This is a genomic window from Brevibacillus choshinensis, from assembly GCF_016811915.1.
Lineage (GTDB): Bacteria > Bacillota > Bacilli > Brevibacillales > Brevibacillaceae > Brevibacillus > Brevibacillus choshinensis_A.
In genome coordinates this window covers 186,843-207,500 of the sequence record NZ_CP069127.1, presented here as the reverse complement: position 1 = coordinate 207,500, position 20,658 = coordinate 186,843, and the positions used below count along the sequence as shown (strand labels likewise).

The following is a 20,658-nucleotide window of genomic DNA, read 5'->3' as shown; positions in this document are numbered from 1 at the left end:
TTCCAGATCTTCCTTGGACTTGTCCGCAAAAGCTTTGACGATCTCGTCTGCATGATGGGTTTGCTCGAATTTTTTACCGAACGGATCAAAGCCCCACTCGCGCAGCTGATCCATTTTATCGTGGCGCACCTGCAGAAGCTCATGCAATTGCTCTTCTTGTTCTTGCTCCTGTTCATGTTGCAAGTCTTGCTCGTTGGACATCCTACTCACTCCTCTAAAAAATACCTGCATTGCCAGATTTGCGCAGGTCGAATAAATAGCGATACGGCGTACCTATTGAAGGTACGCCATGTGGTTGCTGCTTACAAGTTGATATCGAGAATTTCGTATTGAATAACCCCGGCTGGAACGTTTACATCCACGATGGCGCCTTTCGCTTTACCCAAAAGCGCTTGACCTACCGGAGACTCATTGGAAATCTTGTTGTTCATCGGATCGGATTCAGCGGAACCTACGATCGTGTAGTCTACGACATCACCGAATTCCAAGTCTTTGAGCTTCACTCTGGAACCGACACTTACTACACCGGTATCCACATCTTCATTCGTGATGATGCGAGCATTCCGAAGCATTTTTTCCAGAGTCAGAATGCGACCTTCGATGAACGCCTGTTCATTTTTTGCTTCTTCATACTCAGAGTTCTCGCTAATATCACCAAAACTGATCGCTTCTTTAATGCGAGCAGCTACTTCCTTCCGTTTAACCGTTTTCAAATCTTCGAGCTCTTGTTCCAGCTTTGTTAAACCTTCTGGTGTAAGGATGACTTCTTTTTCAGACATAATCCAATTCCCCCGTTTAAAAAATGATTCCATTCGTACTGGGTAAAGTACAAAGGATTATATGTAGTTGTTCTATACAATATACAGCAGATCATAAACGCATGTGAGGATTCATAGGTAAAGCTGCCAGCGTGAACTGGCAGCTTGGCTCCCAATATTACGGAGTATTATAGGATATGAAGGAACCCTTGTCAATGTTTGGAACGGCGATCAAAACTAGTAGCTAACCGCTTCATTTTGGGCCGTTTCGACCGGCTCTGAAGCGTCATCCGCGTAGTTTTCGACCCAATCGACATAGTCCAGCAAAATGCGACGAAGCTCATCTTCCGTCTCTACCGCATTAATCAAATTCTTGGTATGGGTAGAGCCCTTCAAACCTTTCAAATACCACGCCGCATGTTTCCGCATTTCCAGAACACCTACACGAGGACCCTTCAACGCGATCAAACGCTCTGCGTGCAACAGGCAAATGTCCATCTTTTCACGAACGCTCGGTTCCGCTGCCAGCTCGCCTGTAGTCAGGTATTGAATCGTCCGGTATAGCATCCAGGGATTACCGAGTGCAGCACGGCCGATCATGACGCCATCGCAACCAGTGGTGTCGAGCATACGGCGAGCGTCTTCCGGAGTAGCGACATCCCCATTCCCGATAACCGGGATCGAGACAGCTTCCTTCACACGACCAATCCAGCTCCAGTCTGCATGTCCCTTGTACATTTGAACACGCGTACGTCCGTGAACTGCGATCGCTTTACCGCCAGCGCGTTCTACGGCCTTCGCGTTGTCAATCACATACAGGTGTTCATCATCCCAACCCAATCTCATTTTGACGGTCACCGGCTTCTCGACCGCATCGACTACAGCCGATACTACCTCGTAAATCTTGTTGGGATCGAGCAGCAGACGCGCGCCCGCATCACAGCTCGTGATCTTAGGCACAGGACAGCCCATATTGATGTCGATGATATCAGCATTGGTATGTTGATCTACATGTTTCGCCGCAGCCACCAGCGTTTCCTTGTCCCCGCCAAAAATCTGCAAACTTAGTGGCTTTTCGCGCTCGTCGACATAGAGCATTTCGATGGTCTTCTTGTTGCCGTGCACGATTCCTTTATCACTCACCATTTCGGCGCAAACCAATCCGGTACCAAACTCCTTGGCAATCAAACGGAAGGCAGGATTGCAGACTCCCGCCATTGGAGCCAATACCACATTGTTCTTCAATTCAATATTTCCGATTTTCATCTATTTCGACCTCCTGATTCCCGCTCTGATTCAAGACGTTTGCATCACGGCGGGTTGCTTGGAGAGGACTGACCTATCCAAAAGTCATCATCATTTATTTATAGCACACAATTCATCGTAATCGACCTGTAAAGTGCTGGCGATCTTACGCAAAACAGGTTCTGTCGGCATCCTGGTACCTCTCTCCAGCGATCCGACAAACGATAAGGACACTCCCAGCTTTTCCGAAAGGGACTGTTGTGTATACCCCTTTAGCTTTCGGAAGGACCGGATTCGGTTTCCCAATTGATTGCTCCCCACTTACGTACCCCCTTGTGATCCTCTGCCAATTGCGATAGAAAATGATCAATGGACTGGTTGTACACAGGCAAAGCTTCGCCCTCCCAAACATCGCGTAGAGGGACCAATACAAAAGCTCGCTCTGTCATCGCTGGATGCGGAATCATGAGATGCTCATTCTGAATGGTAGCTTGATCGTACAACAGCACATCAATATCAATGGTCCGCGGTCCCCAGCGAATGGTGCGGACCCGTCCGAGCTCTTTTTCGACAGACAGCGCCGCATTCAGCAGCTCATCTGCAGAAAGACTAGTCTCAACCGCCACCACCATATTGAGGAACGCATCCTGATCGACATAACCGACTGGATCGGTTTCGTATACGAATGATACCCGTGACACTTGCATTCCGGGTTGTTCATGTAATTTCCTGATTGCTTGCTGCAGGGTCAGCACGCGATCGCCGATATTGGATCCGAGTGCGAGGTAAGCACAGACGGTCATGAGCGAAAATCCTCTCTGCGACGTGTCATTTCAATGGCTACGGATTCATAATGGCCGTTGATTGGCGGATTTGGCTTCGTCACCTTTACCTTGGCTTCCCTGAAAGGAAATTGGACAAGCAGCTGCTCGGCGATCCGTGCCGTCAGCCTTTCCACCAGGTTGTACCGCTCACCCTCCACGATTTGCTTCACACAGCTAAAAATTTCTGCGTAATTCACCGTATCGTTGAGGTCGTCGCTTGCCCCCGCTTTGGACAGATCGAGCGCCAATGCTAGATCGACGTAAAATCGCTGCCCCAGCTCTGCCTCGGCTCCGAACACACCGTGATAGCCATAAAACGACATGCCGTTGAAATAGATGTTATCCAACCGATATGCCTCCCCTAAGCATCGCATCCATCATCTTGGCTACGCGCTTCATTTCTTTTACATCATGCACCCGCACCATATGACAGCCCTTGGTCACTCCCAGAGCGACAGTGGCAGCCGTTCCCTCCACTCGCTCATCAACAGGCGTGTCCAATACATGTCCAATCATCCTTTTTCGCGATGTCGCGAGCAAAACAGGATAACCCAATGCCACGAGATCATCGAGCCTGCGCATGGTTTCGAGATTCTGCTCCAAGGATTTGACAAATCCGATGCCTGGATCGAGGACAATCTTGTCCGGCCAAACGCCAGCAGATCGAGCAATTTCGACTGACTCCCTCAAATCCCGTACGTAATCGGCAAAGAAGTCTTGGTAATCCGTGTCTTCCCGATTGTGCATCAGAATAATCGGGACTCCATGCCGTGCAGCTACCTCTGCCATACGTCGATCCCGTCTTGCCCCCCATATATCATTGATGATGTGGGCCCCTGCCTGAATAGCCCGATCGGCCACTTCCGGCTTGTACGTATCGATTGATAATGGCACAGAGAGCTCCTGCGACAAAATGCGAATGACTGGCAGCACTCTGTCCAGCTCTTCCGCTTCGTCCACCGGTACAGAGCCCGGCCGCGTGGATTCGCCCCCGATGTCGATGAGATCAGCTCCCGCCTCCACCATGGCACGCGCCCTAGCCACTGCTTGGTCGAGATCGACAAACTTACCTCCGTCGGAAAATGAATCCGGAGTGACATTCAGAATCCCCATGATCAACGTGCGCTCACCTAAAGGCAAAACATGACGGCCGCAAACCAGCTCACGTCTCTCGAACAACCTCTCAGGAGCAGCTAAAACCTCCCGAATCTCTGCCGAAACCGTATGCAAAAGCGCCCCTCTTTCCGTCAAACGTTCCAGAAGCGCCCCCAGCTGTGAGCGAGTCGACATGAGAAAAGCAGTGTGCCTATTCGCTTTGCCAGGCTGTCCGGCCACGATGGCTTCTCCGCCAACCGACAGCATGCCCTGCCGCAGCACCCCTGCTTCTTCCTCAGTCAAGTTCTCCAAATGAATCCGTGTGCTTGCATCCAACCGCGCCAAACGATCAATCTCACCAGGAGTGACTCCTCGTTTGGACAGCTCTGCTGCAAGCTCCTCGCGAGTCGCTGCATGGATTAGAAATGGATTGTACCTCATGAGCTTTGCTCCCTTTTCCGTCGTAACATGTTGAATAGTAGCATACCATAATTTACTTTCCTATCGCTATAGACTGTCGGTAGGCGCGGTGCAGTTCACGTGTGTGTTTCCCATAGGATGAGGTGACTATATGTCCGTCTATTTCCCGCACCGGGACGATCTCCTGAACGGAATTGGTAACGAACACTTCATCTGCTTCCCGTAAAGCCTCCAGTCGAAACCTGCCTTCTACAGTCGGCAGCTCGAGCTGCTTTGCCAGCCAGAGAACATGCTGCCGAGTCACCCCGTCCAAAATGCCTGTCTCCAGGGCTGGAGTAAATAAACATCCTTCCGTCACCCAAAACAGATTGCTGACAATCCCTTCAGCCAAATAGCCGTCATGGGTCAAAAACAAGCCCTCCACATCGGACGGCGCTTTGCCCAGCTCCAGTTTGGCGAGCGCGTTATTGAGGTAGTTGTGGGACTTGAAGCGCTGATGCCCTTCGGCTGTCTGACGCGGCAGTTCGAGAGTCTGCAGACGCTTCGGCTGCGGCGGGTCTGTCAGCGGAGCAACTGGCCTCGCAAACACAAAAAGCGATGGGCGTTCGTAGCCACCTGCTACGAGCCCGACGCCTTCCGGTCCAGCAGTAATACTGAGTCGTACATAGGCATCCCGCAGTCCATTTGCCTCGATCGTCTGCAGCACAGCATCCGCCAGCTCCTCTGACGTCCAGGCAGGCATAATGCGCAATGCCAAAAGCCCGGAACAAAGCCGGGCGTAATGTGCCTCCCATAAAAACAGGCGACGATCATAAACGCGTAAGGTCTCAAACAATCCGATCCCGTATAAAAAGCCATGGTCCAGTACGGAAACGCTGGCCTCCTCTGCCGGATAGATTGTCCCATTCACATAAACATGCATGCTTGCCCTCTCCCGAAAACTTGATTGAGAGCATCATACCACACTTATGAGGATAACGCAGATTCCTGCGTGCGCTTTCTGTGTATCAGACGCGATATACTGATCGATATTTCGTACAGCACGATCAAGGGAACGATCACCATGACATCGGAGAGAAAATCAGGCGGTGTGATGGTAATCGAGATGATAGACAGCACGAGGTAAGCCGGTTTTCGCATTTTGGCCAAGCGGTGCGGATTTAAGATGCCCAAGTGACTCAAGAACAGAACCACTACCGGCAGTTCAAACAGCAGCCCGAAAGGCAGGCACAAATTCAGCATGAAGGTAAAATAATCGTTTGCGGTGATGACCAGATCGAAGTTGCCGTTGGACAGGCCCAGGACAAAGTGATACATCATTGGAAACAAGACGAAATAGGCAAAGGAAAGTCCCAGAAGAAAGAGCAGGAACAGCGCCGGGATGTACATCAATGCCACTTTGCGTTCTCTCTCCTGCAAAGCCGGTACGACGAATCGCCACGCCTGGTAGGCTGCAATCGGAATCGTAAAGGCAATCCCGCCGACTGCGGACAGCTTCACATAGATCGACAATATGTCGCCTGGCCCGAGAATGGCCAGCTTTTCCCCTGAGCGGCTCGCTAATAATTGATAAATATGATCGACAAACAAAAAACAGATCAGTACGCTCAGCACGAGCGACACCCCAACGATCAAGAGCCTGCGACGCAGGTCAGACAAATGCTCCAAAAAAGGCATCTCCCGACTCATATGAAACCCTCCTCCTGCAAGCTAAAAGGAAAAAGGCAATGCGCAGCAACGCGCACCACCTTCCCCTCGAACTGGTTTAGTTGACTCGTTTCAATGCGTCTTCTTGGATCCCAGCTGCCGAAAGATCCGGTGTCGAACCTTTTACAGCCTTGTCCTTGCCTTCTTCATCATCTTTCGTCAAATCTTTTGCCGCAGTTTTAAATTCAGTCAACGTTCGACCAAAAGCACGCCCGATTTCCGGCAGTTTGCTGGGACCGAAAATCACCAGCGCAATAATCAAAATCAGAATCAAACCAGGTATCCCGATGGTCGATAGCATAAATGACTACACTCCTTATCCTAGAAACCTGTGATGGCAATCACGCTTGGCATGGCAACAGAGCTGCCGCCTTTTGGCCAATGGCTGGTCGGCTGGTCGTAGCCCTTCAGGTTCTCACCTGGATGCTGTACAGAGAGGAACAGCGTTTTTTCGTCTGGCGTAAACCAAGGACCTGTCATTTCCGCACCGACTGGAGCAGAAGCAAATTGGGCGGCCATGCCTTTGCTGTTGCCTGTTGTCGGAATAAAGAATACACCGTTGTTCCCGAATGTTTTGTAAATGCCGCTGTTCATGGAAGAGGAAGAAATGTCCGTCACAACCCACAGGTTGCCGGCACTGTCGAACGCCATGTTGTCTGGTGCCGCAAAACCGCTTTGCGGTCCACCCGCTGCGAAAATTTCAAAAGTAAATTCGCCGCCAGCATGATTTCCATCTTTTTCAAACAGACGAACGATTTGGCCGTAGAAATTGCCGTGCTTGTCGTTGTTGGTCAGCGCGATAAAGACAGATCCGTCGATCGGATGTACTTCGAGGTCTTCTGGACGGTCCATCGGCGTAGCCCCTACCGCCTTGGAAGCTTCGCGGCAGTTGACCAATACGTCTGCTTGAGATGTGAACAATGGTTTTCCTTCGCTATTTTTAGCTTTTTGCAGAGCTTCATTTGTTGCGTAGTCCAATGCAATCCATTTGCCTTTTCCGAAGTTAGCCACGTACAGCGTACCCTCTTCCAGCAGTTTGGAGTTCGATTTGCCCGCTTTCAGGTCAAACTTGGCTTTGGAAACGTATTTGTACACGTATTGGTCTTTGGCATCGTCGCCCATGTAAACAACCAGCTGACCTGTTGGAGCAAGCACCATCGCTGTGTTTTCATGAGAGAAGCGGCCCAGTGCTGTATGCTTTTTCGGCGTAGATTTCGGATCGAATGGATCTACCTCGATGACCCAGCCGTAGTGGTTGGCATCTGGAAGCTTGCAATCCCCTACGACATCCAGGAAGTTTTCCTCGCAGGACAGTACCGTATTCCAGAGCGTGACGCCACCGGAGCAGTTCGCAAATGTCCCTGTCACTTCTTTGGCGATCGATTGTGCTGGGCCAGTCATTGCATGCTTGGTCAAACCACTGACACGACGGCCGTACTTTGAGTCGGAGACCAGCTTCCATTTTCCGTTTTCTTTTTTAATTTCAATAATGGAACCACCGAGGGCATACAAATATTTTTTGATTTGATCAGGTGTGCGCGTATTGTTATCAGGATCTGCATTCAGGTAGTCGTAGCCGGTAACGTAATACTCCAGCTCACCCAAATATTCGTGGTTTACCCACAGAAGACCGTGGTCAGGCTTGCCATCGATCGGCAGGTAACAGGTGAAGTCGTTGTTGAATCCAAACGTATCTCCAGCTGCGTTGATTTTATCTCCGTAAGAAGCGATAACGTCGTATTTGAAACCGTCTGGCAATACGACATCGTCTTTGGTGGTAGGATGAATCGCTTTGAATTTCGGGTTGAAGTTGTGCTTTTTATTCTCGAGGCCAAACAGATGGTCAGCGGTTTTTCCGGAAAGAGTAGCTCCTGCTGCAAGTGCGGGAATACCGGTAGCCATCGAAGCCAAAGCAGCTGTTCCTGCTCCAAGATAAGTCAAAAATTGTCGACGATTTACATCCATGTCAATCGCTCCTTTTCGTCATCTTTCTTCAAATTGTACATGCCTTATATCTACGCCCGGTTAACGCTGTATAAAGACCCTGTTAAGAAATCCCTTCCTGTGTAAATTTGCTGTAAGGAATGTTCTGTTTCGGTTTGGTAAACACAGCAGATGGCAGGTGCAATAGAGGAAGAAACAAAAAAACAGCGCAATTCCACGGAGAACACAAAAATGCCGCCCACTAAACAGGGCGGCATTCTTCTATTTCAAGTTATCGTTATACCGTCGCATGACGCGAATATGCGTTCAGGAAGTTTTTCAGCAGCTGCTTTCCATGCTGGGTGATGATCGATTCCGGGTGGAACTGCACTCCTTCAATCGGATACTCCCGGTGGCGGATTGCCATGATCTCACCTTCAGCCGTTCGAGCGGTTACCTCCAGCTCGCTTGGAATCGAGGACTCCTCGACGATCAGGGAGTGGTAACGGGCCGCAGTGAACGGCGACGGAATGTTCTCGAAAATCGTTTTCCCATCATGAAAAACTTCGGACGTCTTTCCATGCATCAAACGCTCGGCACGGATGACCTTGCCTCCAAAAACTTGCCCGATGGACTGATGACCCAGGCAGACTCCCATGATCGGAATCTTCCCTGCGAAATGACGGATGACATCCATGCTGATGCCCGCTTCATTCGGCGTGCAAGGTCCCGGTGAAATCATCAGATAGTCAGGGGCCAATCGCTCGATTTCCGCCAGCGTAATTTTGTCGTTGCGGTAAACCTGCAGCTCTTCGCCCAGCTCCCCCACATATTGCACCAAATTGTAGGTAAAGGAATCGTAATTATCAATCATCAGAATCATAATACACTCGTCTCCTCTCAACTCATCGTTCTCTGCTCACTAAGCTCAAGTGCTTTCCACAACGCTTCTGCTTTTTTCAGCGACTCCGCGTACTCTGCCTCTGGCACGGAATCAATGACGATTCCCGCTCCCGCCTGAACGTGAGCCGTGCCATCCTTGACCACCATCGTACGAATGGCGATGTTGACTTCGACCTCGCCATTGAAGCCAAACCAACCGATTGAACCGGTGTACACGCCCCGTTTGACAGGCTCCAGCTCCTCGATGATTTCCATCGTTCGGACCTTTGGCGCCCCTGTGATCGTACCTCCCGGAAAAGCAGCCGCTACAGCATCAAACGCATCCTTGTCTGCTGCCAGCTCGCCTTTTACATGGGAGACGATGTGCATGACATGGGAGTACTTCTCCACAACCATGAACTCGCTCACTTCCACACTGCCAAAACGGCACACACGCCCCAGGTCGTTCCTCTCCAGATCGACCAGCATGACGTGCTCGGCGCGTTCCTTTTCGTTATCGATCAGCTCACGTGCCAGCGCTTCATCCTGCTCCTCGCTTTGCCCCCGCGGACGAGTCCCTGCAATTGGACGCGTATGCACCTCTTTTCCTTTCACTTTGACCAGCAGCTCTGGAGAAGCGCTGACCAGCTGAAACTCGGGGAAATGGAGGTACCCCATGTACGGAGATGGATTCAGCTTACGCAGGACTGCGTAGACATCAGGTGCCGTCACATTCATGGGCTTGCTTTGCCGAACGGACAAATTGACCTGAAACACATCTCCCTGCGCTATATACGCCTGAACCCGGCGAACGGCATCCTCGAATTGATCCTTCCCAAACGATACCGATGCTGGTGTCACCTGCGCCAGCGGTCTCTTTCGCAACGCATCCCAGTCGATCTCATCCGGGATCATAGCGAGCCCTTCCAGCACATTCGCTCGATTTTCCAGCGAATCTACAGCTTTTTGGTAAATCTCTTCGGTTAAGCCTTCCGAAGCCAGGTGGGTCAAGACGATCATTTCGCGTGTCACATGATCAAAGACAAGAAGGTCTTGCATTATCATAACATACAGGTCTGGCAACTGTAAGTCGTCAGTCGCGATCTGAGGCAGGCTTGGCTCAAAAAAGCGGTTCATGTCGTAGCTCATATACCCTACCGCACCGCCTGAAAAATCTGGCATGTCTGGAATCACGGGCGCCTGGTATTGAGTCAAAAGCTCGCGAAGGGCAGACAGGGGATCTCCTGTCAGGCTTTCCTTCTTGCCGTTTGGGTAGGAGACGATCGTCTGTCCTCGCTTGCTGCGCAAGGTCGCTACAGGCTCATAGGCTAAAAAGGTATAGCGTCCAGCTCGCCCACTCTCTAGCAAAACAGCATTTTGCAGGGCAGGATGAAGGGTCGTCAGCACTTGCCAAGGATCAAGATGGTCCGGCCATGGCTTGCGCACCGCAATCGGCACGAGTGGGTAACGATTTGCATAGGTCTGGCAGTCAGTAAACGTTGGGGAAAACAATCCTTTTCACGCTCCGGTCTGAAGGATGTATTATCCGTCCATTATATAGTTGACCGATACAAAAAGAAAAGACCACGCGGCCAAAACTGACCTTGCGTGGTCCTGGTAAATCCAGTCTCTCTTAGTCTTCGAATTGATACAGCGGAGTCGACAGGTAGCGCTCACCGTTCGAAGGAATGATCACGATCACTTTTTTCCCTTTACCCAGCTCGGCTGCTACTTTCAGCGCTGCGTGGATCGCGGCTCCGGAAGAGATGCCTCCCAGAATTCCTTCCTGACGCGCTACACGACGTGCGGTTTCAAACGCATCCTCGTTCTCTACTTTAATGATCTCATCGTAGATTTGGGTGTCGAGAATTTCCGGAACAAAGCCTGCACCGATCCCTTGGATTTTATGCGGACCTGGTTTGCCGCCGGAGAGAACCGGAGACGCAGCTGGCTCGACCGCTACAATTTTCACGTTTGGATAGGTTTCACGAAGCACCTGACCCACGCCTGTAATCGTTCCACCCGTACCAACTCCAGAAATGAACGCGTCTACGCCGCCGATTTCTTTCGCTTGATCCAACAATTCACGTGCAGTCGTTTCGCGGTGAACAGCAGGGTTCGCAGCATTTTTGAATTGTTGAGGGATAAAGTAGGAGGAATTTTCTTTCGCGAGCTCTTCGGCTTTGCGAATCGCTCCCCCCATGCCTTCGCTCCCAGGAGTCAGTACCAGCTCGGCTCCATACGCGCGCAGCAGGTTGCGACGCTCGATACTCATCGTCTCTGGCATGACCAGAATGGCACGGTATCCTTTGGCGGCTGCAACCATTGCCAAACCGATCCCTGTATTTCCGCTCGTAGGCTCGATGATCGTGTCACCCGGTTTCAGACTGCCATCTGCCTCAGCAGCTTCGATCATGGAAAGCGCAATCCGGTCTTTTACGCTGCTTCCTGGGTTGAAAAATTCCAACTTTAAGTAAATGTCTGCAATATCTTCGCTCACAATGCGATTAAGCTTTACTAAAGGTGTTGACCCAATCAAATCGGTAATGGAATTCGCCACGCGCATCTGTCCTGCCTCCTTATTTTTATAGCCGAGTAATTTGCTAGGTTTTATTAGTATAATTGTATCAACCGTTGCCCATTTGGTCAATGCTGCATTTGCCCAGAAATCGTGACTCCTACGGATTTTCGCAGTTTCTCCAGTACATCGTCGAGAGATTCTACCTGGGCGAAAGCAAGCTCCCTGCGGATCGCTTCCTTGACCTGATCAAAGGATTGCTGCTGAGCTTCCCTGCGTTCGGCGATCCGGTAAATCACGTAGTTACCATCATCCCGTTTTACTGGATCACTGTTTTTCTTGGTGCCCAGATTCTCCACAATGTCCTTGGAAGCATCGGGTAGCCGCGTATCGTTCAGCGATAACCACCCCATGTCTCCCCCATTTGGTGCTGTCAGAGAATCAATTGACCTTTCTTTGGCTAACGCTTGAAAATCAGCACCTTGCTTTAGCTCGGAAATGACTTGGCCAGCCTCTTCCTGGGAGGCTACGACAATCTCCCAGAGTCTAATCTGCATCGGCCTTGCATAGCGCTCGGGGTGGTTGTTGTAATAAGCGAGCAAATCTTCGTCTTTGATGACAATGTCCTGGGTGGCCAGCGTCTGAAGCAGCTGCTGGTACGTGATTTCTTGCCGCAATGCTTCGACCGTCGTACCCGCCTGCTGGATCAATGCCTGTTGGAATTCGCTGTCCGTTTCACTTCCGTAACTCTCACGGATTTGTGCGATCTCTTGATCAACTAGCTTGGCATCCACCGAAATTCCCTGCTGTTTGGCAGCCTGAAACACGACTTCACGATCAACCATGTCTTTCAAGACTTGCTTTCCGAATTTTTGCTTGAGCGTGTTTACATACTCCGCCTCGCTAATCGTTGCTCCCCCGACGACCGCGGCAGACTGCAGCTTGCCTGACGACTGGTACCACGACCACGTCACGACAAGCAGCAGTACGACCAGCGCTCCGATGAATGCCCACAACCCCTTCGTGTTGGTCATGCCATCCTCTCCCCAGCTAATCGCCGCGCTTACATGTCTTTCATGATGTCCTCCAACGCGGACTTGTCATAATGGTATCGTTCATTACAGAAATGGCAGTATACTTCTGCCTCCCCCTGTTCCTCGATCATACTCTGAATCTCCTCACGTCCGAGACTGATCAGCGCTTGGCTCACTTTCTCCGAGGAACATTTGCACGTAAAGTTGATGTCGGTACGGCTGAGGATCTTCGGCTCATCCAGAACCTTCGCCAAAATTTCTTCTGGTGACAGTCCTTCTCCGATCATTCGAGACACTTGCGGCAGTCCGCTCAGCCGCTCTTCCATTTGCGCTACTACTTCCTCCGGTGTATTCGGCAAAAGCTGGAGAATGAAACCGCCAGAAGCCAGCACGGAGCGATCCTCAGGATTGACCAGGACGCCTACTCCTACAGCGGATGGCGTCTGCTCGGAGGTCACGAAATAGTAGGTAAAGTCCTCTCCGATTTCACCAGACACGATTGGCGAGCTGCCTTGGTACGGTTCTTTCAGTCCGAGATCCTTTGTCACGTACACAAAGCCGTCAGTCCCAACTGCACGCCGCACATCCAGCTTGCCCAACTCATTGAGCTCAAAATGAACATGCGGTTCGGTCACATACGCGACACCTTCTCCGTGCGCATTGGCTTCTGCCATGATCTGGCCGATCGGTCCTCCTCCTTTTACTTTGACATAGATGCTCTCTTCTCCTTTTAGCATCGCACCCATCATCAAAGTGACGGTAAGTGTGCGTCCTGCAGCCGCGGTAGCTGTATTCCACATGTCGTGGCGGCAGCGCATTTCTTCTACAGTCGTGGTCGTCCGCGCTGCGAAAGCTCGAACGTGCCCGTTAAATCCAGTTGCTCTTATTAAATAATCGCTCATGAAGGCGATCCTCCTTTGCAAAATGAAAAAATCGAAAAGCCGTATCTATACAGTTTACCACAAGAAAGAAAGACTACGCCCCTTCCCCGGTGCCAGCCGACACTTTTCCGAATGTACGAAAAACCCCCTCAGTCAGCGAGGGGGGGTTTTCGGATCTATATCACGTTAAATAATCCTTTAATACGCGTGAGGCCTTCTGGGTGCGCAGCCTGTCAATCGTGGTCGCTTCAATCTGGCGTATGCGCTCACGTGTCAGACCGAACATTTTGCCAACTTCCTCTAAGGTATACACCTGATCGTCGTACAGGCCGTACCTCATGGAAATGATCTCTTGGGCACGAGGGCTGAGCCGCTCAAGTGCAGCTCTCATCTGTGAGCGAAGATCCACCTTCTCGATCCAGTCATCGAGGGACGACTCGCCATCGACCATGATCTCGGCGTAGCTCAGGGATTCGTCTTCGTGCCCAGTCAGCCAATTCTCGCTGTCCAGCTCGGCATCGAGGGACTCCATTTTCATCATCAAAGCTAGCTCTATGGCATCTACTTTTTCTAATGGGATATCGAGCAGTCCGGCTATTTCGGAGCGATCTGGCGTACGATTCAGGGCGTGCACCAAATGCAGCACTTGCTTTTGATACTGGCGAATTTGTTCATGCATGTGAACGGGAATGCGAATCAACGTTCCTTTGTCATTGATCGCACGTGTAATCGCCTGCGAAATCCACCAGTGAGAATAATGGTAGAGACGAACTCCGCGATTCACATCAAACTTATCAATAGCGGTAAACAAACCAATGGTTCCTTCTTGAATCAAATCGAGAAATGGCATGCCTCGCTTCAAGTGCCTTAAAGCGGTGCTGACGACATAACGAAGATAAGCACGCACCAGAGTTTCCCTGGCTTCCATATCGGCGTTTTGTTGGTAGCGAACCAAACAATCCATTTCTTCTTCTTTGTCCAACATGGGTGTTGCAGCTACGCTTTCCAAAAACAACAGGGCAGACGTGTCTGATCGGAGCGACCGGGGCACAGTGATTCCTAGCTGTGTCTCGACTTCCCGCCAACGACGGGGGGTCGATTGGAATGAGGATGTACTCAGAGCCATATGCAACCCTCACTTCTCTGGAATGGAAATTCACGATGAAGTTTGGCCTAGTTGTTACCAGATGTTTATAGTATCGGTATTTCGACAAAAGTCGTCCAATTCCTGCTTGTTTACAGAATATTAACAGTACTTTACATAAAAATACGGTGGAAGCGTTTCCATGAAAAGAGGGATTTTCGTAGCTCCAAGCGCAAAAAACCACCCTCATAAGAAAGGATGGTGTTTGCAAACTATGTCGAATGATGTAAAAAAATCAGTCGATTATTGATACAAATGACAGGCGACAAAGTGGTTGGTGTCGACTTCCTGCCAAACAGGCTTCTGCTGAGCACACACCTCTTTGGCAACAGGGCAGCGCGTCCGGAACACACACCCGCTGGGAGGATTGATCGGGCTCGGGACGTCCCCTTCAATGATGACGCGCTCCCGGCTTTTTTCCAGATCAGGATCGGGGACGGGGATGGCCGACAGCAATGCTTGCGTGTAGGGATGCTTGGGAGAATCGTAGAGTTTTTCACTCTCGGTCATCTCGACCATGTTTCCCAAGTACATCACGCCGATGCGGTCACTGATATGCTTCACCATCGCCAAATCATGCGCGATAAACAGGTAGGTCAGGTTCTGCTCCCGCTGCAGGTTCTTCATCAGGTTGACGACCTGGGCCTGAACGGATACATCCAGCGCGGAAATCGGCTCATCCGCGATCACAAACCGAGGATTCACTGCCAGAGCCCGGGCGATCCCGATCCGTTGGCGCTGGCCACCGCTGAATTCGTGCGGAAAGCGATTGGCGTGCTCTTTTTGCAAACCCACCATCTCCAGCAGCTCGATCACGCGCTGCATTCTCTCTTTTCCCTTGTAGAGCCCGTTCAAATGCAGACCTTCCGCGATGATTTCAGCAATATTCATTCGCGGATTTAAGGATGCATACGGATCCTGAAAAATCATCTGCATGTTGTGAGTCAGCTTGCTGCGTTCGCTCGCGGATGCTTTATGAACATTCTGCCCGTCGAAAAGGACTTCTCCAGACGTCGGGTTGTACAAGCCGATAATGGTCCGACCTGTCGTCGATTTTCCGCAGCCAGATTCGCCTACCAGCCCGAATGTCTCTCCCTCATAAATATCAAAGGAAACGTTATCCGCTGCCTTGAGCGATAGCCCTTTTCCCATCGTGAAGGTTTTCGTTAGGTTCTTTACCTGGACCAGCTTCTTTTTTTGCATCTGGCCACTCCTCCCCCGTTATCCGTTTACCAGTATCGTCTCGAGATGCAATGCTCCTTGATCAGTCTGTAAGTGTCATCGAGCTTGACGATTTCGATCGCGCCTCTCGAATCAGGTGAATGAATCATTTGCTGATCGCCCATGTAAATGCCCACGTGATGGACTCTGCCTTTTCCTTCTTCAAAGGCAAAGAATAGCAGGTCGCCGGGGAGCAAATCTTCTTTTTCCACCAGTTGGCCAGCTCTCGCTTGATCCGATGCGTCGCGAGGGATCTGAATGCCAACGGAACGATGCATATTGTAGGCAAAGCCGGAGCAGTCGTATCCATACGAGGACATGCCGCCCCACAGGTAAGGCAGTCCGAGGAATCGTTTGCCGTGCTCCACAATCGCCACGCCGCGATTTCCTGCGACCTCGATCACTTCGTTTGCCTGAACGATTTTCACATCTTCTTTGCGAAGCAATCCTTCCCCGAATGGAGTGGCTACGATGACGCTATCCGCCGTTTCGGAGAGGAGCGGCAGTCGGGTCAAATACGCCAGCTCGATCCCTTTTTGCTTATCCGTCGTGTACAAGTGGGTAATCGACGCGGTCACCAACGCCAGCTTTTGGCCCTCTTTTACGTCAAACGCTTCTGACCACGGAGCCAGTTGGTTGGACGGAATCCAGCCCGGGTAACCAATCTCGTTTTTCTTGCAGGATTGATCTGGAATCAGGACACGGGACCATTCCCCTTGCTCTTCCTCTACTTCGACCCGCGTCCCAAACAGCGCCTGAGTCTGAATCATGTTGTTGTCGTAAAAACCAAGCTTCTCCTCGATGGTGAGAGAAGCAAGCCACCCGCGAGCGTCCACAGGGACAGTCAGTGCAGCTCGGTCCAGGTCACGCGGAGAATCCGGCTTCGTCCATACCGTCGCTACGGAAACGGCTACAATTGCGGATTTCATGATTATTCTCTCCCTTCCCACAGGCTGACAGAGCGAATCCCCAGTCCTGGAGCATCCGGCATGGTCATGACTCGACCCTCGTAGGTCACGCCACCATCAATGCCATCGTGCAGGAGCATAAGTGGAGCATCAAAGTCAAAGCGCGTAATGTTTTTCTTGCTGGCTGCAAAATGAGCGGCTGCCGAGACGGCGAGGCGAGATTCGATCATGCTGCCAACCATGCATGGAATACCATGTTCTTCTGCCATTTGGTTGATCAATTGTGCCTTGAAAATTCCGCCCGCTTTCATCAGCTTGATATTGATCAGATCGGCAGCACGGTCACGCAAAACCTGCAAAGCTTGGGCTGGTGAGAAGACGCTTTCGTCGGCCATGATCGGTGTATCTACCGAATCCGTCACTACTTTCAACCCTTCCAGATCATGAGCTTTCACCGGTTGCTCGATCAGCTCGATGTCGAGACCCATATCCTCCATTTTGCGAATCGAACGAACAGCTTCTTTGACATTCCATCCCTGGTTGGCATCAAGACGAATCTTCACTTGATTGCCTACTGCCTTGCGAATTTCCTGGATGCGCAAAATGTCATCCTCGATGTTATCCTTGCCCACCTTGATCTTCAGAACGTTAAAGCCATCCTTCAAATAAGCAGCAGCATCCTCGCCCATCTCCTTGGGTGAGTTTACGCTTACGGTGTAGTCGGTCTCCAGCTGTTGGCGATATCCGCCGAGGAATTGGTACAAAGGCATCCCGGCGCGTTGCGAAATCAAATCGTACAGGGCAATGTCCACCGCCGCTTTCGCGCTGCTATTGCCCACCATGGATTGATGCAGGGTATGGAAGACTTGCTCATACGAAACGAGATTCAATCCAATCAATTGCGGCTTCATGGTATTCAAGATAGCAGATTCAATGCTCTCGATGCTGTCACCCGTAATCACAACTGTCGCGGCAGCTTCTCCCCAGCCCACCATGCCGTTGTCGCAGGTGATTTTGACCAGGATGGACTCCAAGTTATGGACCGTGCGCAACGCCGTTTTAAATGGCTTTTTCAATGGAACAGAAATTCTTTTTACTTCGATGGCTTGAATAATCATGTTTTCCTCCATCTTCTCATAGTGCTATTCTTGTTGATTTTTCTATTTTGTTTGACAAAAACATAATTTATTATAGCACCATTAAAACAATCAGCAAAAAAGGGGGAGAGTCATTCCATTTACACGGAAATGACTTCTCCCGGCAATTGCTATTTACTTCACAACAGCCTTTCTCAAGTCAGTGTAGCTGAGAGATGTGCTCTCGATTCCGCTAACCTTGTCGCTTTGCAGCAAGGATGTGTTGTAGAAGTACAATGGTGCGATCGGAGCTTCGTCCAGCAAGATTTTCTCTGCGTCATGCAGCATTTGGATACGCTTTGTATCATCCGCCTCTTTATACGCATCCTGAATCAGCTTGTCAAATTGAGCATTGCTCCAGCCCGTACGGTTGCTTGGGCTCTTTGTTTGGAAGATGTCCAGGAAGTTGATTGCGTCACCGAAATCAGGCAGCCAGGAAGAGCGCGCCAGCTGGAATTGCAGTTGCTTTTGCATGTCCGTGAGCACTTTACCTTCTACCTTTTGGAGCTTCACATCAACACCGAGGTTTTGCTTGAACATTTCTTGCAGGGCTTGCGCTGTTTTCTCGTAGTTGGTTCCGCTGCGATAAGTCAGCGTCACTTCTGGCAATTGGGTGTAGCCTTTTTCTTTCATGCCTTGTTCCAACAGTTTTTTCGCTTCTGCTGGATCGAATTTAGTGAGGTCGCCGCCTACTTCACGGAACTGACCCGCTCCGTTTGCATCAGGAAGACCATAGGAAACGAAACCGGTAGCTGGCTTTTGTTTGCGCATCAGCACCAGATCTACCAGGGTTTGACGATCAATCGCCATGCTGAACGCTTTACGGATATTTTTGTTGTCGAATGGCTCTTTGGTTACGTTGAAGCGATAGAGCTCCGTACCCGCTCCGTCTTTCACCAAGACTTTTCCATCTTTGAACAGCTGGTCTGCCATGTCAGCAGGAACAGTCGTCGTTCTGTGCAGCTCTTCATTGGTGAACATTTGGTACTCGGTATTTTCATCGTCAATCATTTTCCAAACGGCACCAGCGAGGGTCACGTTTGCCGCATCCCAGTAGTTCTCGTTTTTCATCATTTTCAATTCGCTGTCATGTGCCCATTCAGTCAGCTTAAATGGTCCATTTCCTACAAAAGTAGACGCTTCTGCTGCCCATTTTGGATCTTTTTGATCCGTTGCTTTATGCACAGGGAAGAAAGCTGGATTGGAAGCGAGCAAGAGTGTCCAGGAAGCAGGCTGCGCCAAAGTAACTTCCAGTGTCTTGTCATCCAATGCTTTGACTTTTACGTCATCAGCCGAACCTTTACCGCTGTTGTACGCTTCTGCTCCTTCAATAATGTAAGCGAGAGGAGCTGCGGATGATGCCAGCTTTGGATCGAGCATGCGTTTCCATGCGTATTCGAAATCTTGTGCTGTTACCGGATCTCCATTGGTCCATTTGTTGTCACGGAGTTTAAAGGTGTAGACTTTTCCATCCGGAGAGATCTGCCATTCTGTCGCTGCTGCAGGCTGAGGCTTTTGGTCAGCATCCAGACGGGTCAACCCTTCCATCAGGTTGTTCAAAATGTTGTAGGATGGCTCGTCAAAACCAATCGGCGGATCCAAGGAAGTCGGTTCCTTGATGTTGTTCAAGAGCAAGAGCTTGGCTGCTTGATCCTGTGGCGTTGGAGCCGTTTGATTGTTGGCAGCTGGCGGTGCCGCGTTGTTCGCTGGCTGGCCGGATGAACATCCAGCGATCAGCATGGAAGCAGCCAATGAAGCAGACAACAGGAGTGTAGATAATTTTTTCACTGTTTTCTTCCCCCTTATACTTTTTTATATGTCGTAAAAGGATAGCGCCGTAAGACGACACCCTCTTTTACACAGAATCAACCACTGCTTGAACCTTGGGTCAGCCTGCTCCCAAGCATCACTCGCAACGATGAACCGATGGAGATCAGGTTCCTGTCGGTGCCTGCATGGCAGCCAGCATTTTTTTCGCCCGCGGATCCTGGAGCCAACAGGAGACTGCATGGCTTCCATGGACATTTGTCTCAGCCGGCTGGTAGTTGCGGCATACCTCCAGCGCGTAATCACAGCGTGCGGCGAAGGCACAGCCGGGTGGAGGCGCAAACAAATCGGGAGGCGTACCCGGGATGGGACTCAGCGGAATAGCGCGATCCGCATCCAGTCGCGGCATGGAAGCGAGCAATCCTTTTGTGTAGGGGTGCTGCGGATTGTAGAAAATGTCACTCACCGGACCGGACTCCACCACTTTACCGGCGTACATGACGTTGACTCGGTCCGCAATCTTGGCTACTACCCCCAAGTCATGCGTGATGATGATGATCGAGACACCCGTCTTTTCTTGAATGCTTTTGAACAAGTCGATTATTTGGGCCTGAATCGTCACATCCAGCGCTGTAGTCGGCTCATCGGCGATCAGAATGGACGGCTTGCACACCAGTGCGATCGCAATCATAATCCGCTGCCGCATCCCGCCGCTGAATTGATGCAAATATTGTTTCAATCGGCTCTCTGGATTCGCGATTCCCACCAGATGCAAGATTTCGATGGCTTGTCGTTTGGCTTCCGCCTTGGAGACCTTTTGATGCCGGATAATACCCTCCATGATCTGCTCTCCGATGGAGATCGTCGGGTTCAACGATGTCATCGCATCCTGAAAGATCATCGAGATCTCGGAGCCGCGCATTTCCCGCATTTCCTTTTCAGGCAGCTTCGCCAAATCTTTTCCCTTGAAGAGGATGCTTCCTCCTGCGATTTTTCCGATATGCTCAGGCACCAGCCTCATAATGCTCTTGGCGGTGACGCTCTTCCCACAGCCAGACTCACCAACGATTGCGAGTGTCTCCCCTTTTTTCAAGGAGAAGGTGACATCCCTGACCGCATTGACTTCCCCACCGTGTGTTTTGAATACCACGCGCAATCCGTTTACTTCCAGCAATGTTTCCCGCTTTTCCATGTT

22 protein-coding genes (1 of these 22 cut by a window edge) are annotated in these 20,658 nt (G+C 50.7%); all 22 read right to left on the bottom strand.

From position 1 onward, the window contains the following. Positions 1 to 201: the 5' end (the start) of a lysine--tRNA ligase gene (gene lysS, locus JNE38_RS01205; protein WP_203354914.1), read on the bottom strand. Its footprint begins 1,326 nt before the window's first position; only the first 201 of its 1,527 coding nucleotides appear in the window; the start codon lies at positions 199 to 201; its stop codon lies off the left edge, out of view. Positions 202 to 302: 101 nt separating this feature from the next. Further along, positions 303 to 779 (bottom strand): transcription elongation factor GreA, encoded by a 477-nt coding sequence (gene greA / locus JNE38_RS01200; protein ID WP_047074771.1) that lies wholly within the window; start codon positions 777 to 779, stop codon positions 303 to 305. A 216-nt stretch (positions 780 to 995) separates the two neighbouring features. Continuing rightward, positions 996 to 2,024: a tRNA dihydrouridine synthase DusB gene (gene dusB, locus JNE38_RS01195; RefSeq protein WP_203354913.1), complete on the bottom strand. Its 1,029-nt coding sequence runs from the start codon at positions 2,022 to 2,024 to the stop codon at positions 996 to 998. A gap of 90 nt (positions 2,025 to 2,114) precedes the next feature. After that, positions 2,115 to 2,324 carry a helix-turn-helix domain-containing protein gene (locus JNE38_RS01190; RefSeq protein WP_203354912.1) on the bottom strand — a complete coding sequence of 70 codons (210 nt, stop codon included), beginning with the start codon at positions 2,322 to 2,324 and terminating at the stop codon, positions 2,115 to 2,117. Further along, positions 2,276 to 2,806, bottom strand: a complete 531-nt coding sequence (gene folK, locus JNE38_RS01185; protein ID WP_203354911.1) for a 2-amino-4-hydroxy-6-hydroxymethyldihydropteridine diphosphokinase — start codon at positions 2,804 to 2,806, stop codon at positions 2,276 to 2,278. Before folK ends, JNE38_RS01190 begins: the two co-directional genes overlap by 49 nt. Beyond that, positions 2,803 to 3,174: a dihydroneopterin aldolase gene (folB, locus tag JNE38_RS01180; protein WP_203354910.1), complete on the bottom strand. Its 372-nt coding sequence runs from the start codon at positions 3,172 to 3,174 to the stop codon at positions 2,803 to 2,805. Before folB ends, folK begins: the two co-directional genes overlap by 4 nt. Continuing rightward, entirely contained in the window at positions 3,167 to 4,006 is an 840-nt protein-coding gene (gene folP / locus JNE38_RS01175; protein ID WP_343071680.1) for a dihydropteroate synthase, read from the bottom strand. The genes folB and folP overlap by 8 nt, the downstream gene beginning before the upstream one ends. Before the next feature lie 409 nt (positions 4,007 to 4,415). Then, positions 4,416 to 5,264 carry an aminodeoxychorismate lyase gene (gene pabC / locus JNE38_RS01170; RefSeq protein WP_203354908.1) on the bottom strand — a complete coding sequence of 283 codons (849 nt, stop codon included), beginning with the start codon at positions 5,262 to 5,264 and terminating at the stop codon, positions 4,416 to 4,418. Positions 5,265 to 5,308: 44 nt separating this feature from the next. Further along, positions 5,309 to 6,031 carry a twin-arginine translocase subunit TatC gene (tatC, locus tag JNE38_RS01165; RefSeq protein ID WP_203354907.1) on the bottom strand — a complete coding sequence of 241 codons (723 nt, stop codon included), beginning with the start codon at positions 6,029 to 6,031 and terminating at the stop codon, positions 5,309 to 5,311. A gap of 76 nt (positions 6,032 to 6,107) precedes the next feature. Continuing rightward, positions 6,108 to 6,350: a twin-arginine translocase TatA/TatE family subunit gene (gene tatA / locus JNE38_RS01160; protein ID WP_203354906.1), complete on the bottom strand. Its 243-nt coding sequence runs from the start codon at positions 6,348 to 6,350 to the stop codon at positions 6,108 to 6,110. Positions 6,351 to 6,370: 20 nt separating this feature from the next. Then, positions 6,371 to 8,014: a PhoX family protein gene (locus JNE38_RS01155; RefSeq protein ID WP_203354905.1), complete on the bottom strand. Its 1,644-nt coding sequence runs from the start codon at positions 8,012 to 8,014 to the stop codon at positions 6,371 to 6,373. A gap of 256 nt (positions 8,015 to 8,270) precedes the next feature. Then, positions 8,271 to 8,855 (bottom strand): aminodeoxychorismate/anthranilate synthase component II, encoded by a 585-nt coding sequence (pabA, locus tag JNE38_RS01150; protein ID WP_203354904.1) that lies wholly within the window; start codon positions 8,853 to 8,855, stop codon positions 8,271 to 8,273. Between the two features lie 17 nt (positions 8,856 to 8,872). Then, a complete protein-coding gene (locus JNE38_RS01145) occupies positions 8,873 to 10,366 on the bottom strand; it encodes an anthranilate synthase component I family protein (RefSeq protein WP_203354903.1) in 1,494 nt (497 codons plus the stop codon). A gap of 121 nt (positions 10,367 to 10,487) precedes the next feature. Continuing rightward, a complete protein-coding gene (gene cysK, locus JNE38_RS01140; RefSeq protein WP_203354902.1) occupies positions 10,488 to 11,420 on the bottom strand; it encodes a cysteine synthase A in 933 nt (310 codons plus the stop codon). Between the two features lie 80 nt (positions 11,421 to 11,500). Further along, positions 11,501 to 12,406 carry a peptidyl-prolyl cis-trans isomerase gene (locus tag JNE38_RS01135; RefSeq protein WP_203354901.1) on the bottom strand — a complete coding sequence of 302 codons (906 nt, stop codon included), beginning with the start codon at positions 12,404 to 12,406 and terminating at the stop codon, positions 11,501 to 11,503. Positions 12,407 to 12,435: 29 nt separating this feature from the next. After that, on the bottom strand, positions 12,436 to 13,308 hold the full coding sequence (gene hslO / locus JNE38_RS01130; protein WP_203354900.1) for an Hsp33 family molecular chaperone HslO: 873 nt from the start codon (positions 13,306 to 13,308) through the stop codon (positions 12,436 to 12,438). 160 nt (positions 13,309 to 13,468) lie between these two features. Beyond that, positions 13,469 to 14,413, bottom strand: a complete 945-nt coding sequence (locus JNE38_RS01125) for a sigma-70 family RNA polymerase sigma factor (protein ID WP_203354899.1) — start codon at positions 14,411 to 14,413, stop codon at positions 13,469 to 13,471. A 261-nt stretch (positions 14,414 to 14,674) separates the two neighbouring features. Next, complete coding sequence (locus JNE38_RS01120; RefSeq protein ID WP_203354898.1) at positions 14,675 to 15,634, bottom strand: ABC transporter ATP-binding protein; 960 nt, start codon at positions 15,632 to 15,634, stop codon at positions 14,675 to 14,677. 26 nt (positions 15,635 to 15,660) lie between these two features. Next, the gene (locus JNE38_RS01115; protein WP_203354897.1) at positions 15,661 to 16,581 is read right to left on the bottom strand and encodes a C40 family peptidase; all 921 of its coding nucleotides are present in this window, start codon (positions 16,579 to 16,581) and stop codon (positions 15,661 to 15,663) included. A gap of 2 nt (positions 16,582 to 16,583) precedes the next feature. Further along, positions 16,584 to 17,678, bottom strand: a complete 1,095-nt coding sequence (locus tag JNE38_RS01110; RefSeq protein ID WP_203354896.1) for a mandelate racemase/muconate lactonizing enzyme family protein — start codon at positions 17,676 to 17,678, stop codon at positions 16,584 to 16,586. A gap of 153 nt (positions 17,679 to 17,831) precedes the next feature. After that, entirely contained in the window at positions 17,832 to 19,484 is a 1,653-nt protein-coding gene (locus JNE38_RS01105; RefSeq protein ID WP_203354895.1) for a peptide ABC transporter substrate-binding protein, read from the bottom strand. A gap of 145 nt (positions 19,485 to 19,629) precedes the next feature. Continuing rightward, the gene (locus JNE38_RS01100; protein ID WP_203354894.1) at positions 19,630 to 20,655 is read right to left on the bottom strand and encodes an ABC transporter ATP-binding protein; all 1,026 of its coding nucleotides are present in this window, start codon (positions 20,653 to 20,655) and stop codon (positions 19,630 to 19,632) included. Positions 20,656 to 20,658 lie beyond the last annotated feature (3 nt).

Bases quoted from the DNA above. Each gene is read 5' to 3' on its own strand.
- greA (WP_047074771.1), bottom strand. From the start codon at position 779: ATGTCTGAAAAAGAAGTCATCCTTACACCAGAAGGTTTAACAAAGCTG.
- dusB (WP_203354913.1), bottom strand. From the start codon at position 2,024: ATGAAAATCGGAAATATTGAATTGAAGAACAATGTGGTATTGGCTCCA.
- folK (WP_203354911.1), bottom strand. From the start codon at position 2,806: ATGACCGTCTGTGCTTACCTCGCACTCGGATCCAATATCGGCGATCGC.
- pabC (WP_203354908.1), bottom strand. From the start codon at position 5,264: ATGCATGTTTATGTGAATGGGACAATCTATCCGGCAGAGGAGGCCAGC.
- tatC (WP_203354907.1), bottom strand. From the start codon at position 6,031: ATGAGTCGGGAGATGCCTTTTTTGGAGCATTTGTCTGACCTGCGTCGC.
- tatA (WP_203354906.1), bottom strand. From the start codon at position 6,350: ATGCTATCGACCATCGGGATACCTGGTTTGATTCTGATTTTGATTATT.
- JNE38_RS01155 (WP_203354905.1), bottom strand. From the start codon at position 8,014: ATGGATGTAAATCGTCGACAATTTTTGACTTATCTTGGAGCAGGAACA.
- pabA (WP_203354904.1), bottom strand. From the start codon at position 8,855: ATGATTCTGATGATTGATAATTACGATTCCTTTACCTACAATTTGGTG.
- cysK (WP_203354902.1), bottom strand. From the start codon at position 11,420: ATGCGCGTGGCGAATTCCATTACCGATTTGATTGGGTCAACACCTTTA.
- JNE38_RS01135 (WP_203354901.1), bottom strand. From the start codon at position 12,406: ATGACCAACACGAAGGGGTTGTGGGCATTCATCGGAGCGCTGGTCGTA.
- hslO (WP_203354900.1), bottom strand. From the start codon at position 13,308: ATGAGCGATTATTTAATAAGAGCAACTGGATTTAACGGGCACGTTCGA.
- JNE38_RS01125 (WP_203354899.1), bottom strand. From the start codon at position 14,413: ATGGCTCTGAGTACATCCTCATTCCAATCGACCCCCCGTCGTTGGCGG.
- JNE38_RS01120 (WP_203354898.1), bottom strand. From the start codon at position 15,634: ATGCAAAAAAAGAAGCTGGTCCAGGTAAAGAACCTAACGAAAACCTTC.
- JNE38_RS01115 (WP_203354897.1), bottom strand. From the start codon at position 16,581: ATGAAATCCGCAATTGTAGCCGTTTCCGTAGCGACGGTATGGACGAAG.
- JNE38_RS01110 (WP_203354896.1), bottom strand. From the start codon at position 17,678: ATGATTATTCAAGCCATCGAAGTAAAAAGAATTTCTGTTCCATTGAAA.
- JNE38_RS01100 (WP_203354894.1), bottom strand. From the start codon at position 20,655: ATGGAAAAGCGGGAAACATTGCTGGAAGTAAACGGATTGCGCGTGGTA.